The 15,537-nt window shown below is 61.3% G+C and carries 13 protein-coding genes; 10 read left to right on the plus strand and 3 right to left on the minus strand.

Annotation, left to right across the window (positions count from 1 at the left end; all coding sequences use genetic code 11):
* The first annotated feature begins 34 nt into the window (after positions 1–34).
* The 9 genes from RQX22_RS06840 to RQX22_RS06880 all read left to right on the plus strand — a co-directional run bounded on the left by RQX22_RS06840 (position 35) and on the right by RQX22_RS06880 (position 11,932).
* Complete coding sequence (locus RQX22_RS06840; RefSeq protein ID WP_315724907.1) at positions 35–586, plus strand: RNA polymerase sigma factor; 552 nt, start codon at positions 35–37, stop codon at positions 584–586.
* Positions 576–1,511: a FecR family protein gene (locus tag RQX22_RS06845; protein ID WP_315724909.1), complete on the plus strand. Its 936-nt coding sequence runs from the start codon at positions 576–578 to the stop codon at positions 1,509–1,511. The genes RQX22_RS06840 and RQX22_RS06845 overlap by 11 nt, the downstream gene beginning before the upstream one ends.
* Before the next feature lie 86 nt (positions 1,512–1,597).
* Positions 1,598–4,207 (plus strand): TonB-dependent receptor, encoded by a 2,610-nt coding sequence (locus RQX22_RS06850; RefSeq protein WP_315724910.1) that lies wholly within the window; start codon positions 1,598–1,600, stop codon positions 4,205–4,207.
* A gap of 122 nt (positions 4,208–4,329) precedes the next feature.
* Complete coding sequence (locus tag RQX22_RS06855) at positions 4,330–5,493, plus strand: erythromycin esterase family protein (protein WP_315724912.1); 1,164 nt, start codon at positions 4,330–4,332, stop codon at positions 5,491–5,493.
* Positions 5,490–6,710, plus strand: a complete 1,221-nt coding sequence (locus RQX22_RS06860) for a serine hydrolase domain-containing protein (RefSeq protein WP_315724914.1) — start codon at positions 5,490–5,492, stop codon at positions 6,708–6,710. The genes RQX22_RS06855 and RQX22_RS06860 overlap by 4 nt, the downstream gene beginning before the upstream one ends.
* Positions 6,711–6,739: 29 nt before the next feature.
* The gene (locus RQX22_RS06865; protein WP_315725543.1) at positions 6,740–7,717 is read left to right on the plus strand and encodes a D-cysteine desulfhydrase family protein; all 978 of its coding nucleotides are present in this window, start codon (positions 6,740–6,742) and stop codon (positions 7,715–7,717) included.
* 26 nt (positions 7,718–7,743) lie between these two features.
* The gene (locus RQX22_RS06870; RefSeq protein ID WP_315724916.1) at positions 7,744–9,297 is read left to right on the plus strand and encodes an N-acyl-D-amino-acid deacylase family protein; all 1,554 of its coding nucleotides are present in this window, start codon (positions 7,744–7,746) and stop codon (positions 9,295–9,297) included.
* A gap of 71 nt (positions 9,298–9,368) precedes the next feature.
* Positions 9,369–10,688 carry an amidohydrolase gene (locus tag RQX22_RS06875; RefSeq protein WP_315724918.1) on the plus strand — a complete coding sequence of 440 codons (1,320 nt, stop codon included), beginning with the start codon at positions 9,369–9,371 and terminating at the stop codon, positions 10,686–10,688.
* Positions 10,685–11,932 carry an amidohydrolase family protein gene (locus tag RQX22_RS06880; RefSeq protein WP_315724919.1) on the plus strand — a complete coding sequence of 416 codons (1,248 nt, stop codon included), beginning with the start codon at positions 10,685–10,687 and terminating at the stop codon, positions 11,930–11,932. Before RQX22_RS06875 ends, RQX22_RS06880 begins: the two co-directional genes overlap by 4 nt.
* Positions 11,933–12,252: 320 nt before the next feature.
* Here the strand turns inward: RQX22_RS06880 and RQX22_RS06885 are convergent, their stop codons facing one another.
* Genes RQX22_RS06885 through RQX22_RS06895 form a run of 3 tightly spaced genes read right to left on the minus strand, consistent with a single transcriptional unit; the run spans position 12,253 to position 14,729 of the window.
* Positions 12,253–13,422: an aromatic amino acid transaminase gene (locus tag RQX22_RS06885; RefSeq protein ID WP_315724921.1), complete on the minus strand. Its 1,170-nt coding sequence runs from the start codon at positions 13,420–13,422 to the stop codon at positions 12,253–12,255.
* Between the two features lie 33 nt (positions 13,423–13,455).
* Positions 13,456–14,592 carry a YeiH family protein gene (locus tag RQX22_RS06890; protein ID WP_315724923.1) on the minus strand — a complete coding sequence of 379 codons (1,137 nt, stop codon included), beginning with the start codon at positions 14,590–14,592 and terminating at the stop codon, positions 13,456–13,458.
* A complete protein-coding gene (locus RQX22_RS06895) occupies positions 14,484–14,729 on the minus strand; it encodes a DUF6356 family protein (RefSeq protein WP_315724925.1) in 246 nt (81 codons plus the stop codon). The genes RQX22_RS06890 and RQX22_RS06895 overlap by 109 nt, the downstream gene beginning before the upstream one ends.
* A gap of 108 nt (positions 14,730–14,837) precedes the next feature.
* On the opposite strand from RQX22_RS06895, the gene RQX22_RS06900 reads away from it, so the two are divergent.
* Entirely contained in the window at positions 14,838–15,311 is a 474-nt protein-coding gene (locus tag RQX22_RS06900) for an Lrp/AsnC family transcriptional regulator (RefSeq protein WP_315724927.1), read from the plus strand.
* Positions 15,312–15,537 lie beyond the last annotated feature (226 nt).

Here is a 15,537-nt window from a genome sequence, read left to right on the forward strand (position 1 = left end):
TCTTGTCCTTGCGGGAACTTTGATGAGCGAAGAGGTGGATCGTTGGTTCTTGGCGGAGGTCTTGCCTCTGGAGGCGGCGCTTGTTCGCTTCCTGAAACGCCATTGGCGCGATCCGCATGAAATCGCCGATCTGCGCCAGGAGGTCTATGCCCGATGCTATAGCGCCGCGCTGAATGCGCGGCCCCTCCAGACCAAGCCGTTCGTATTCGCAACCGCACGGAACCTGCTGATCGACAAAGCGCGCCGCCGGCGAATCGTGTCGCTCGATTTGGTTGCGGATTTCGAAGGGTTGAACGTGACCGAGCAGGATCTGTCGGCGGAGGCGCGGCTGGAGGCTCGCGATCAGCTCCGCCAGCTGCGGCGGGCGATCGCATCGCTGCCGCCGCGCTGCCGCGAGGTGATCATGTTACGCAAGATCGAGGGCCTTCCACAACGCGCGATAGCGGAGCGAATGGGGATCGCTGAAGGGACTGTCGAAACTCAAGTGTGCAAGGGCGTGAAAATGCTGGCCGAGCGAATTTTCGGCGAAGACAGGCAGGCCGCTGCAAGGGCCGATTCATATCATGAGCATGCAAATGAGCGCTGATGTCGAACAACAGGCGGCCGAGTGGGTCGCACGTCGCGATGCGGCAGGTCTCGGTCGCGAGCAGGATGACGCCTTTTCCGAATGGATCGGAGCGTCCATTGCCAATCGCGTCGCCTATCTCCGTCTCGCGGAAGCGTGGCGGCTTGCGGATCAGGCGGCGGCTCTGCGTCCCGCCGAACCCGAGCATGAGGCACGGCGCCCATGGCCGTTGATCGCGGCAAGCATCGCTTTGCTGATCGGCTTCGCCGCGACCTTCGGCGTCATCGTCAATCAGCCTTCCGCTCAATCCTTCAACACCAAGGTCGGCGAGCGGCAACGCATCGCCTTGTCGGACGGCTCGCGGATCGAGCTCAACACGCAAAGCGCCCTGAAAGCCTCGGTCACGTCGCGCGAGCGCCATATCGTGCTTGCCCGCGGCGAAGCCTTTTTCGAGGTTGCGAGCAATTCCCGGCTTCCTTTCGTCATCGATGCCGGGTCGAAGCGGATCACGGTCGTGGGCACCAAATTTTCCGTGCGGCGCGATCAAGGCCTGGTCGAAGTGGCAGTTGTCGAAGGCAAGGTCCGAATTGCCGACACGAATGGCGAGCGATCGGAATCCGCGATCATCGCCGCGGCCGGAGACATGATGGTCGCGCGGGCCAATCAGACATTGCTGGCGCATCGCGGTGTCAACCAGGTCAATCGAGAAACGAGCTGGCGGCAGGGAGTCCTGACATTCGACAGCGAAACGCTCGCATCGGCGGCGGCCGAGTTCAATCGCTATAATGTACGTCAGCTGGTCATTGCTCCCGATGTCGCGGGCATGCGGATCGGGGGCACCTTCCACGCCAACGATGTCGACGACTTCACTTATCTGCTCCGGCACGGCTTCGGGCTCAGGGTCGAAACCGATCATGAAAAAATTTTCGTGAAAGGCGGGTCCTGAATACAGGAATCGGCAGGACGCTTCGTCTCACCCCCCAATCGCACGCGGAAATCGCGGCGCGCAGCTCAGGGGGATGATAGATGGGAATGATGCGTAATTTCGGTATGGCCACCGCGGCGATCGCGATCATTGCGGCGGGAGCGGCCTCGGCGCAGGCGCAGGCGCAGGCGCCGGATCTGAAGATCAAGGCCGGGAGCCTCAAATCGGCATTGGACGATTATGCACGGCAGACCGGCATCAATGTCGTCTATCGCGATGAAGACGTCAGCGGACGGATGTCGCCGGGCGCGCGTGGTGGTCTTGGCGCCGAGGCTACCCTTGACGCTCTCCTCACGGGGTCGGGATTGATGTCCGTGCGTAGCCCGAACGGCGTCGCCATCGTGCCGGCCAGCGGCAATCGGGCGGAGGCGGTAGATGTTGACCAGAGCGCCGAGATTGTCGTGCTGGGCACCAATATACGGGGCGCGCGCCCGGATAGTTCTCCCACGCACGATTTCAACCGTGAGGACATTCAGCGTTCTGGCGCGCGAACGGTGCAGGATTTCATTCGCGATCTGCCGCAGAATTTCGCCGGGGGTTCGAATGACTCGCTCGTGCGCGGTTCGCCCAAGAACCCGTCGGCCGGTTCCAACCTTGCCTTGGGATCGAGCGTAAACTTGAGGGGCCTCGGCTCGGGGGCTACCTTGGTCCTGGTCGATGGTCAGCGGCTGGCGCCATCATCCAATCTTGGCGACTTCGTCGACATTTCCTTGCTGCCCCTGAATTCTGTCGAGCGCATCCAGGTGCTGACCGACGGTGCTTCCGCAATCTATGGCGGTGATGCCGTCGCCGGCGTCGTCAACTTCCAGCTGCGCGACAGCTTCGAAGGTGCCGAAAGCTTCGCTGCCTACGGCAATGTGACCGAAGGGGATTCCGCAGAATATCGCGCGGGTCAGACTTTCGGCGCGAATTGGGGCAGCGGGCACGGCATCGTCACCTATGATTTTTACAAAAGGGAATCCTTGAGCGTTCTCGACAAGGATTTTTCCCGCCCCATCAACCGCCCGATCGACCTGCTGCCGCGGCAGGTTCGCCATGCGGCCATGGCGGGCGTTACCCAGCATATCGGCCCTGAGCTGGAAGCCTGGGGACGCGTTCTCTACGCGCAGCGCGACGCGCGCGTCGTACGTTCGAATACCCAAACCGTGGCCACGCGAGTCACGGACGCCGACACCGATCAAATCAGCGCAATGGGCGGTCTGAGGGGCGAGGTCGGTGGTGGCTGGAGCTTCGATCTCTCCGGCGTCTACAGCGAGGTTGACAGCGCAACCTTCACCCCCACCGTGCCGGGAGCCGGCGTCGGGACGTCGCGAAGGACCTTTTCCTCCCTCTATGGCGGCGAAGGCAAGATGAGCGGACCGCTTTTTGCCCTGCCGGGCGGTGACGTCCAAGCGGCGGTCGGCCTCGGCCTCCGCGAGGAAAGGTTTTCCACCACGAATCGCCTGACGGGAATCAATGATCGTCGTGCCGGCCGTAACGTCAAATATGGCTATGGCGAAATCCTCGTGCCGATCTTCGGCCCGGCCAATGCGGTGCCCGGCTTTCGCAAGCTCGAGGTCAATTTTTCAGGTCGATACGAGGATTATAGCGACTTCGGCGGTACCTTTAATCCGAAGGTGGGCGTGCTGTGGTCGCCCATCAAGGACCTGAACTTCAGGGCTTCCTACGGCACCTCCTTCAATCCGCCCGATCTCGGCCAGCTGAATGCCCGGGACATGCAGGCCAATTATTTCACCAACGACATATTGAACGCTCTCCTGGTGCAGAATCCGGAAGTCCCGGATCCTCGCACGGTATTGCTTGTGCTCGGCACGACCGAGAATCTGCAGGAAGAGACATCGACAAGCTGGACCGCGGGCTTCGATGCCGCGACCCGGCTCGGGGGCGGGCGACTGACGTTCAAGGGGACCTATTACGACACAAGGTTCAAGAACAGGATCGCGCAGGTCGACGTGCCGGGCGGCGGCTTCAACATCTTCAATATCTTCCTGGCCTCGCCCGAGTTGCTGCCGCCAGGCACGGTCATCGAAAATCCGAGCGCCCAATTGGTCAGCGACATATTGGCGAGCTCGCAGGCCCAGGCCGGAGTGTTCAACAATTTCGGCGTGTCTACGGCAAATGTCGGCCTGATCGCCTTCATCCAGACGATCAATGTGGCGCAGACGATCACGCGGGGCGTGGATTTCGATCTCGGCTATGCGGTCGAGGCTGGGATCGGGAACCTCAACGCCACCTTGAGCGGCAATTACATTCTCGATTTCAAAAGCCAGTCGAGCTCGGTCACGCCGATCTTCGAGAATGTCGACCTGATTTTTCGCCCGGCCGACTTCAGATTGCGGGCGGGCCTTGGCTGGCAGCGCGGCGGTTGGGGCGCCAATCTATTCGTGAACTATGTCGACGGTTATGAGGACGATCGGCCTGCGACCCGGATCAAGATCCCGTCCTTCACGACCGTGGATCTGTTCTTTTCTTATACCACGGAGCAGGAGGCCGGTCTGTTGAGCGGGCTGCGCTTCGATCTCGGCATCGACAATCTGTTCAACGAGGAACCGCCGTTCATCGGCAACGACTTTCAGTTCGGTATCCTCGGCTTCGATCCCGCCAATGCCGATCCGATCGGCCGTTTCGTGAGCCTGAAAATCACCAAGAAATGGTGAGGCGCGCCTTCCCTGCGATTTGAGCGAGTATGACAATGCGAATTTTGAACATGTGGCTAGCGGCTGCCCTGAGTCTCGGCTGGGCGGCGTCGAGTCAGCCTGCCACGGCCAGGGACCTAGCCGTGGAAAAGATCCGGTCCATCGATCCGTCCGATACCGATTTCCGCGACCTGGCGCCGCTTGGGAAGGCGATCGGCAATACCCGTATCGTTCTGCTTGGCGAGCAGGGCCACGGTGATGGCAGCACCTTCCTCGCGAAGACGAGGGTAATCGAATATCTGCACCAGAAGCTTGGCTTTGACGTGATCGCCTTTGAGAGCGGGATCTACGATCTTTATGCCGCGCAGAAGCTGATCGATGCCGGCGAGAAGCCCAGCGTTGCCCTTGCCCAGGCCATTTTTCCGGTCTGGCCTCAAAGCGACGAGTTCAAGCCGCTTCTGGCCTATATGGACGCGCAGAAGGCGGCTTCCCGGCCCTTGACAGCTTCCGGTTTCGACATGCAGCCGACGAACACACTCTCCCGCGCATTGCCGGGGGAGCTGAAAGCGATGTCGGCCAGGGTCGGCGATAAGAGCGGCGGGCTGAATTTCCTCGCTACGGCCTTGCAGGAGAGTTTCGGCGCCGGCCCAGCGGCTCTGCAGAAATATAAGCTGGAAGAACTGGAGGCGGCGGGCCGCAAAGCCGAGAATGCAATTGCCGCGGCGTCTCCTCCCGACGCGGCCTATTGGCGCCAGATGGTCAAAAGCACGGCGCGCATGTTGATCTTCCTCAAGCGCATTCCCGAGCAGACGGCCGAAGTCTTCAACATGCGCGACGCGCAAATGGCCGACAATCTTGAATGGCTGGCACGCGAGGCATTTCCCGGCCGCAAGATCATCGTCTGGGCGGCAACCTCGCATATCGTTCGCGATCGCACGACTTTGCAGACCACCGAAGCGCAGGGGATGATCCCCATGGGCGCCGAGATCCAGGACAGCCATGCGCAGGATTCCTATGTGCTCGCCTTCACTTCGGGCGGGGGGCGCGTCGGCAGCTTCTCCAAGCGTGACGTGACGGACAAGGGCCTGGCGCCGGCGGGCTCGATCGAAGCCCGGATCGGCAGCGCCGGTTATGAATATGCGTTTGTCGATGGTGACGCGCTCAAGCGCGCTATGCCTGGTGTGCAATTGTCCTGGCTGCTCGGCTTCGAGCCGATCAAGGGTGAATGGAACAAGGCCGTAGATGGCCTTTTCTACATCCGCACCCAGGCCCCGACCACCTACGCCCCCAGCGGAGACAAGAAGTGAAAATCGAGCACGCAGCCCGGGCGGCGGTGGCCGGCCTCGCCTTGATCGCAGCAGCGTCCGCTTCCGCCCAGGGCAAGGCGCCGGCCGGATTCGATGCGGCCTGGAAGGATGTCGCCAGGATCTTCCATGACTCCGCCAAGAGCGAAGGAACGGTCGCGGCCAGCCTCTACTTCGTCCAGGAGGGGCGTGTCGCGCGCGCCGAATATCATGGCGTAACCGACCTGGACGGCGGTCGTCCCGTCGATGCGAGCGCCATCTACCACTGGGCCTCGATCACCAAGACGCTGACCGGCGTCGCCCTGATGCAGTTGCGCGATCGGGGGCTGATCAACCTCGACGATCCGATCGTCAAATATCTGCCTGAGGTGCGAAAGGTCCATAATCCGTTTGGGCCGATGGACAAGATCACGCTCAGGCATCTCCTGTCCCACAGCTCGGGCCTTCGGGCGTCGACCTTCCCCTGGCGCGACCATGAAAAGGAGTGGCAGCCGCACGAGCCGGCGGACTGGTCCCAGGTCGAAGCGATGATGCCTTATTCGGAGATCGCTTTCGAGCCCGGCAGCAGATGCTCTTATTCCAATCCTGGGATTAGCATGCTCGGCCGGGTCATCGAGATCGTCACCGGTGATTCCTTCGAATCCTATGTGACCAAGAACATATTGATGCCGCTGAGTATGAGCCGAAGCTATTTCGACAACACACCCTATTTCCTGGTTCCCGACAAGACGAACAATTACTTCATCCGCGACGGCAAGGCCGAACCCCAGGGTCGCGAGCTGGACACCGGCGCGACGGTTGCGAATGGCGGCTGGAACTCGACGCTGGACGACATGGTGCGCTGGCTCAATTTCTGGAACGGGACTGGAGACGCCAGGAATTACGACCTGGTCCTGTCCCGCAAGACCCTCGCGGAAATGCAGCAGCCCCGCTGTTCCATCGCGGCGGGCGACGATCTCGACCAGAAGATGGGCTTCACATTCTTCACGATCAATTATCCGCTCAAGTCCGGCGGCGTCGCCCATTATGTCGGCCATACCGGCGGGCAGAAGGCCTATAACGATTACGTCTATATCGATCCCGTCAGCAAGACGGCGGTGATCTTCGCCAACAACACGCGCAACCTTTCGGTCAAGGGCAATGCCAGCCTCTATCGTAAGACGCGCGAGGCCGTGTTCGAGCGGATCTTCCCGCTGTTCGACGGAAAGGCCGCCAAGTGAGACCGGAGGATTTCGCCCGCACGCCTTTGGTGCATGGGCCCACGCCATTTCATCCGATGGCGCGGCTTGCCGCGGAGCTGGGCTTGCCGAGTCTCTATATCAAGCGGGACGATTGCACAGGCTTCGCGCTGGGCGGCAACAAGGCCCGCAAGCTGGAATTCACCTTCGCCGACGCCTTGGCGAAGGGAGCGACGGCGGTCATTACCAGCGGCGGGTCGCAATCGAACCATGTCCGCCAGACCGCGGCCGCGGCAACCAAGCTGGGCTTGAAATGTCTGGCGGTCCTGCACTCCGCCTTCGAGACGACGACCGATTCCTATCTCCGATCGGGCAATCGCCTGCTGCACGACATGTTCGGCGCCGAGCTGCATTTCGTCGCCGATGCCGAAGAGGCGACCTCGGAAAAGATCGAGGCGCTGCGGCTCGGGCTCGAGGCGGCAGGAGAACGGTCTTATGTCGTGCCGCTCGGCGCGTCGGACGGCCTCGGATCGCTCGGCTATGTCGTTTGCGCGAACGAGCTGGTTTCGGACTTCGCGAGCGCATCCATAGCGCCGAGCCACATTTTCGTCGGAACGGGCAGCGCTGGCACTCATGGCGGCTTGCTCGCGGGCCTTCGTCTGGCGGGATGGGAAGGCCAGGTCATCGGCATCTCCGTTTCCGAACCGGCCGAGATCAAGCGCGGCAAGGTGCGGGACGTCATCGCTCAGATCGGCCTTACCCTTGGCCGTTCCCTCCCGGTGAAGGACGAGGATATCATCGTCTACGACCAATATGTCGGCACCGATTATGGCTATCCGACGCCCCAGTCCACGGCAGCGCTCATCGCGACGGCGCGTGCGGAAGCGGTGCTGCTCGATCCCGTCTATACGGCGAAGGTGATGGCCGGAATGATCGACCTCCTCACCCGGGGAAAATTGGGTGAAGTGCGGGACCCGGTCTTTCTTCATACCGGCGGCGCGCCCGCTCTGTTCGCCTATGAAGGCGGCTCTTCCTTGGAAATCCAATGACAAACTCTTTTTCGAGGCGTCAACTGATGGGCTGCGCCGGAGCCGCCGCTGCCTTGTCGACGCTGCCAGCCGTCGCCAAGCCGCAGGGCGATGCACGGATCCTGTTTCGCGAGGTGCGGTTGGTCGACGGAACGGGGGTGCCGTCGCGTCTTGCCGACGTGATCGTGCAGGGCGATCGCATCGCGACTATCGCGCCGCCCTCGGCGCGTTCGTCGAATTTCCGCGGCCGTCGGATCGAAGGCGAAGGCCGTATCCTTGCCCCCGGTTTCATCGATACCCATGCCCATGGCGATCCGTTGGAGCAATCCTTCGAGCCTTTCCTGGCGATGGGGGTCACCACCGTCGTGCTGGGCCAGGATGGGAGTGGGCCGCGCGTGGTCGGAAGGTCGGGTCCCAATCGCGATCTCCGCAGCTGGATGAAAGCGGTCGAAACCGCCGGGATCGACATCAACGTCGCCACTCTGTCCAGCCACGGCACCCTGCGGCGCGTCGTCGACATTCCCGATTCCGTCCGGCGCCCCGATGCGGACGGATTGCAGCGCATGGCTGCGCAGTTGGATGCGGAATTGCGCGCCGGGTCCTATGGCCTTTCTTACGGTCTGGAATATGTGCCGGGCATCTATTCGGAAACCGCCGAGCTGACCCGGCTGGGGCAGGTCGTCAGCCGCTATGGCGGCGTAGTGATGAGCCATATGCGATCGGAGGATGACGACATCATCGATCGCTCGATCGAGGAATTGATCGCATCCTCCCTGCCCGCGCGGCCGCACATTTCCCATCTCAAGGTCATTTACGGAAAAGGTGAGAAGCGCGCGCGGCAGCTTCTCGATTTCATGGCCGAGAAAAGGCGGCAGGGAATAGACCTCACCGCGGACGCCTACCCCTATCTCGCCGGATATACGGGCGTGGCGATCCTCTTTCCGCAATGGGCTCTTCCCCCGACGGATTATGGGAAAGTGCTTGCCGAACGCCGCCAGGAGCTGCGCGACTATCTCGGAAAACGCATGATCAAGCGGGGAGGGCCGGGCGCATTGCTCTTCGGCACAAAGCCCTATGTCGGCAAGACGGTGGAGCAGGCCGCGGCGGAAGCCGGCATGCATTTCGCCGACTTCCTGGTTCAGATCGGACCGGGCGCCGGCGCCGGCGCCCATTTCACGATGGACGAAAAACTCCAGGACACTTTGCTGCTCGATCCCTTCGTCGCGATCGCGACCGACGGTGCGCCGGGGATTCGACATCCGCGCTCTGCGGGCACCTATGCCAAGTGGATCGAAGAATTCGTCGTGAAGCGCCGCCTGCTGCCGATGGAAGAGGCCATCCGGAAAGCATCGGGCCTTCCGGCCCATATCATGCGCTTTGCCGATCGGGGCGTCATCAAGGTCGGCGCCAAGGCGGATCTCAACCTGTTCGATCCGGCCAAGATCCGGGCACGCTCCACTTACGCCGATCCCGGGCTGCTGGCCGAAGGGTTCGATCTGGTCATGGTCAATGGCGTTCCGGCTTTCGAAGGTGGTCACAGGATCGGCGTCGCCGGACGCTTGTTGCGGGCGACCGCGCGAAGCGGAGGACGCAAGGTATGAGGGACGGATTGAGGTCAGCGGGATTTCTCGCCCTTTTTTCCCTGCTCCAGCCTGGGGTGGCTTACGGCCAAATGGCATTGGAGGCCGACGCTTCACTCTATCAATCCACCTATCAGCCAGGCGCGTCGGCGCCGACCGCCTTCACCCATGCCACGATATTGGATGGCGCGGGCGATCAGATCGACGATGCGACCGTGCTTCTGGCCGAGGGAAAGGTCGTGGCCGTCGGAACGAATGTTGCCATCCCGCCCGGGACGAAGGTGGTCGACGCGCGTGGTCGCTGGGTCACGCCGGGCATCATCGACGTCCACAGCCACCTTGGCGTCTATGCCTCGCCCTTGGTCAAATCCCTGTCCGACGGAAATGAGATATCCGATCCCAACACGGCGGAGGTCTGGGCCGAACATTCCGTCTGGCCGCAGGATCCCGCTTTCTCGCGGGCGAGGGCGGGGGGGGTCACAACCCTGCAGATCCTTCCGGGATCCACCAATCTCTTCGCGGGCCGCTCCGTCGTGCTGCGCAACGTGCGATCGGTCACCGTGCAGGGGATGAAGTTCCCGGGCGCCGGGCAGGGCCTGAAAATGGCCTGCGGCGAGAATCCCAAGACCGTCTATGGCGACATGCGCCGGGCGCCATCCAGCCGGATGGGAAGCATGGCCGGATATCGCGCGGCGTGGATCCGCGCGTCGGACTATCGCCAGCGCTGGGACGCCTATGAAAAGGCGAAGGCCGCCAATCCCGCAGCATCGCCGCCGCCCAGGGATCTGGAACTTGAATCGATGGCGGCGGCGCTGCGCGGCGACATTCGCGTCCACATCCATTGCTATCGCGCGGACGAAATCGCCCAGATGTTCGATCTCGCCAAGGAATTCGATTACCAAATCGCGACCATCGAACATGCCGTCGAAGGCTATAAGCTCGGTGATCTGTTCCGCCGGAATGGCGCCTGCGCGTCCATGTGGGCTGATATGTGGGGCTATAAGATGGAGATGCAGGACGGCATTCCCGAGAATGTGGCGATGGTCGCATCCAAGGGAAATTGCGCGATCGTGCATTCGGATTCCGACGATCGCATCCAGCAGTTGAACCAGGACGCCGCCAAGGCGATGTTCGCGGGCCGGCGGATGGGGATGGAAATTTCGAAGGCAACGGCATGGTCCTGGATTTCCGGAAACCCGGCACGCGCCTTGGGGATCGACGATCAAACCGGCACGCTTGCGCCCGGCAAGCGCGCCGACGTCGTGCTCTGGTCGGGCGATCCGTTCAGTGTCTACACGCGAGCGGACCTCGTGCTCGTCGACGGCACCGTCACTTATGATCGTCGGGATCCGTCGATCGACCAGGGATCCGATTTCGATCTCGGTCATCCGAGCGCAAGGAAAGCATCATGATCCGCCTGCTCGCGCCCCTATTGCTTCTGCTCGCGCCCCTATTGCTTCTGCTCGCGGCCACCGCACCGGCTTCGGCCCGAACCATTGCGATCGTCAACGGGAAGATCGTCACGATGGGCCCAGCAGGAACGGTCGAAGGTGGAACGGTGATCGTCCGCGACGGCAAAATCGTTTCGGTGGCCAAAGGCGGCGCCGTGCCCGCCGATGCCGAGGTCATCGATGCCAAGGGCAAATGGGTGACGCCGGGATTGTTCGACTCCTCCTCGCAGCTTGGCCTCGTGGAACTGGTCGCCTTCGCCAACGCGAATGATGCCAGCGCCAGAGGGTCTCGCTACAGCGCGGCGTTCGACGTTCAATTTGGTCTGAGCGCGGGAATTACGTCGCTTGCGGTCGCGCGCTCGCAGGGCATCACGCGTGCCGCGGCTGTTCCGGCCGCTGGCGCCCATATCTTTTCCGGATTTGGTGCCTTGGTCACCATGAAGCCGCAGGATCCTATCCTGCTCCGGTCCCGCGCTTTTCAATTCGTCGAGCTTGGTACAACCGGAGCAACCAATGCAGGCGGCGCACGGGGTGCGGCATGGATCGAATTTCTCGACGCGTTGCGCATGGCAAAGGCGGGTGCCGAACCGGCCTATAGCGAAAAGGCGCTGAAGCAGGCCGATCTCGAGGCAATTCGTCCGGTGGTCGAAGGCATCGTGCCGCTCATGGTTCATGTCGAGCGCGCATCCGATATTCTTCAGGTCTTGGCGTTGCGTTCTTCCTATCCCCGCCTGAGGCCGATCCTCTTCGGCGCAGCGGAAGGCTGGATGGTCGCGAGGGAAATTGCGGAGGCGAGGATTCCGGTCATACTGTGTCCGTTCGTCAGTCTCCCATCCAGCTTCGAAACGCTTGCGGCCACCAGGAGGAATGCGGCGATCCTGGGGGAAGCGGGAGTGACGCTGGCCTTCATGCCCGCGCCTAAACCGGACGTGCCGATGGTCGGTCAGCTGCGTCAAGGTGCCGGAATAGCGGTGGCTTATGGACTGTCGTGGGAAGACGCTTTGCGTGCTGTGACGCTGGGTCCGGCGGAGATCTTTGGAGTAGGCGCCCAACTGGGTAGCCTTGACGTTGGCAAGACCGCCGACCTTGTTGTCTGGAATGGGGATCCTTTGGAACTCAGTTCATACGCTGAAAAGGTCTTAATCGGCGGAAGGACTGCATCACTGATAACACGGCAGGATGAGCTCCGTGATCGCTACCGATAGCCCTGGCGGTTACTGCGAGAGCTGATACACGAGCTGCGTCCGCTTCTGAAGGATATTCAGCAGAGGTCGCATTCGAAAACAAAGGGCCGAATCTGTTGTCACAGACCACTCGCCAGTTATCCTTTTTTGTTTCAATTAGCCCAGCCAGTTGACTCGCCACCGGGCTCGAGGACAACTTCACGCAACTGCCCTTATCGCACGGCGACCCCGGCTCTAGACACCTATCCCTGAGTTCCGGGAGCTCAGGAGAATAGCCGAAGGGGATCGTAGTTGGTTTTTGGTAGGACCCGCGCAAATGGAACATGCACCCAGTCCTTCCATCAGATCCGTTGCAGAGCCGTTGCGAGGCGGGCGGCGTCGCCCTCTTTCAGGCCCGTGATGTTAATCCGTCCAGAGCCCGGCATATGAATTGCAGAGTCGCTGGCAAGACGATCAACTTGATCGGGGCTCAGGGGAAGCAGCGTGAATATCCCACGCCCCTGCGCTGCCTTCGCGAGAGCCGGAGCGTCACTGGCGAGGCGCCCCAGTGCGAGCCTGACCGTGTCGATCCGGCTTTTCATCCTATCTAGCTCCACGCGCCATGACTGTGTCAACGCTTCGTCCTGTAGGATGTGAGCCACGATCGCGGCGCCGTGGGACGGAGGCATTGAAACGAGAGTGCGGCTGATCCTCTCGAGCTGCCGTTGCACGATATCCGCCTCGGCCGCGTCTTGCGTGATTGCGAAAAGTATGCCCGTTCTCTCACGGTAGAGACCGAAGCTTTTGGAACAACTGAAGGCAATGAAGGCTCGGTCGAAACCATCGACATCGCGCCTGATCGCTTCCAGATCCCGATCGAGCCCGTCTCCGAGGCCGCAATAAGCTGCGTCAATGAGCGGGACGGCTCCGCGCTCGCGAAGGATTGCGAGCAGAGCCTCCCTCTGCTCGGGGCTCAGATCTTCGCCGGTCGGGTTGTGGCAGGGGCCATGCAGAATGAACAGGTCATTTTTCCGGGCCCGATTGGCGGCGACCTCGATCGATGGCCAATCAAGGCTGGCAGTCTCCCGATCGAAATATTGATGGGTGACAAGTTCCAGTCCCGCTATCTTGGCCAATCCTTCATGGCTGGGCCAACTGGGTAAGCCGAGATGGACCCGTGCAAGAGGTGCCGAGAACTTCACGAGGTCGACGGCGAGGCGCAGCGCCCCGGTGCCGCCCGTTCCTTGCACGGCTGCGATCCTGCCGTGATCGGCATCATTCCATATGAGCTTCCGCATGCAATCGCGGAATAGCGGGTCCCCGGCGAGAGGCAGATAAGCCTTGGTGCCACCCTTCTCCTGCGCCAGCGCCAGTTCCGCTTCACGCACAGCTTTCATGATGGGCGACGTGCCGTTCTCGTCCCGGAATACACCGACACCCAGATCAATCTTGTGTGGGCGAGTATCGGCACGATACCGGTCCATGACGGCGTGCAACGCATCCGGAGCAGGAGCGGCAAGGTTCTCGAACATCGTATATCCTTTGTTGCGCAACAGGCCTCCCGGCTAGACGCGGATGAGCCAAATGCCGGCCAAGACGATCCCCACCATCAGGGCTGAGTTTGCAGCGATGGCGAGGAGTGGGCCAGATCCGACCGCCACCAGCTTTGCAAAGGAGGTACGGACACCAAGAGCGGCGATGGCGATGAGGAGGCACCAGCGCGAGATCTCGGCGGCAGCGTCTCGTGCTGGAGCGGGAACCAACCCAAAGCTTGAAATCAATGCGAGCAGAACGAATGCCACGAGAAACAAAGGCAGGAGCGGAGTCTTGGATCGAACCGGCCCCGCGCCTCCACGCGCGATCCAGGCGATGCCTATGACCACAAGCCCGAGACAGGCGACGCGTAGCAATTTTATGAGCGTGGCGACCTGGCCGACATCGTCGGAAACCGCGAAACCTGCCGCTACTGCCTGGGCTACTTCGTGGATGGTGCCGCCGAGTAGCAGACCCATCTCGTCGACACTGAGCCCCAGCCAAAGTCCCAAAGTGGGCAAGGTCAGCATGGCCACGGTGCCCAAGATCGTGATGCCTGCAACCGTTCTTGCAACCTCCTCCTCATGAACACTGTTCTTGGGGAGGGCCGCTGCAATGGCTAACGCCGCTGATGCCCCGCAGATTGCCACGGCGCCTGCTGACACCATCGATCCGTGAGGGCGGCCCCCCATGCTGCGAGCGATGAATGAGCCGACGACCAGAGTAGCTATGAGGGCAAGGATTGTCACGGCCACGGTGCTGAGCGGAAGGCCGAGAATATCGCCAAAAGTGATCTGGAGGCCCAACAGGGCGACTCCTACCCTCAATATTGTTCTGGCGCTGACATCGACACCGGCAGCGCACCGCTGATCCGACCCGAGCCCACTGAAGGCCATGCCGATAACGAGCGCGAAGAAGACAGAGGGAAGGGGCGTGACCGTCCCAAGGAAGCGCGCTGCGACGGCAATTGTGCAGGTTAGCAGGAGCCCCGTTGCCAGCGGTGACAAGTGGGTGACCAGCGCGGTAGCGCCGACTCTCGCGTAGTTCACGCCGCGGGCAGTCAGATGACGAAATCGAGGACGTGAGCCATGTGCGCAGGCTTCGAGCGCCGCTTCAGCACCATTCGACTGTGGAGCCTCGTGACAGCCTTGCTTCCAGTCGTAACGCACCAGGCCGGGACCAGCCCGTGTATCAGACAGGCGATGCCAGAAACGATCATTGTTGCGCCAAAGCCGAATGCCATGTGCATGTGCTCGAAATAGGTTTCTCCGACGCTGGCGGGGTGACTCGTGAAGAAATGACGCATGGTGCCTCCTTTGGCGGAGGAACTTATCTCGACTTGCCGCAGAATTTTTCCCAAAGATGCCGATAGGGGGCATTTTCTAGGCAACAAAATTAGCCGAAAGGTAGGGTCTTGGAAAAATTAGATGCTTTGGATCTAAAACTGCTGCGGCATGTGCAGCAGGATGCTTCGCTTTCGATGGCGCGGTTGGCGGAGGAGGTCGGGCTGTCGGCCAATGCATGCTGGAAACGCGTCAAGCAGCTGGAGAATGACGGCTATATCGAGCGGCGGGTAGCGCTACTGAATCGGCGGAAATTAGGGCTGCCCGTTACCGTGTTCGTGGCAGTAAGAACCGATCAGCATGAGGAGAAATGGCTGGATCGCTTCGCCGCCGCAATCCGGCAAATACCTGAAGTTGTAGAATTTTACAGGATGAGCGGCGATGTCGATTACATGCTCAAGCTGATCTGCGCCGACATCGAGGATTATGATAGGATCTACAAGAAGATCATCCGCTCGATTACACTGCGAGACGTCAGCGCTTTTTTTGCGATGGAGCAAATTAAATGCACAACGGAGATTCCTCTCGATTGCCGCCCGGATTGAGGGGGCGAACGAGTATCTCCTCATAAGAACGCGCCGCCCCACCGGAGATTCTGGTTCCTGTCCGAGACATTAAAGGTCGTGTTGGTCACATGCCCAGGGGCTGGAGATCTTGGCCCAAAGTGGCTCGAGGGCTATGACGCAAGACGGCCAGAAGCTTCAGACGTAACGTTCGAACGCAATAGTTTTGGCCGACGCGGGGATCCGCCTGCTCCGCTCGATCAAGGAA

The sequence above is a fragment of the Sphingosinicella rhizophila genome (assembly GCF_032378825.1).
Taxonomy (GTDB): Bacteria; Pseudomonadota; Alphaproteobacteria; order Sphingomonadales; family Sphingomonadaceae; genus Allosphingosinicella; species Allosphingosinicella rhizophila.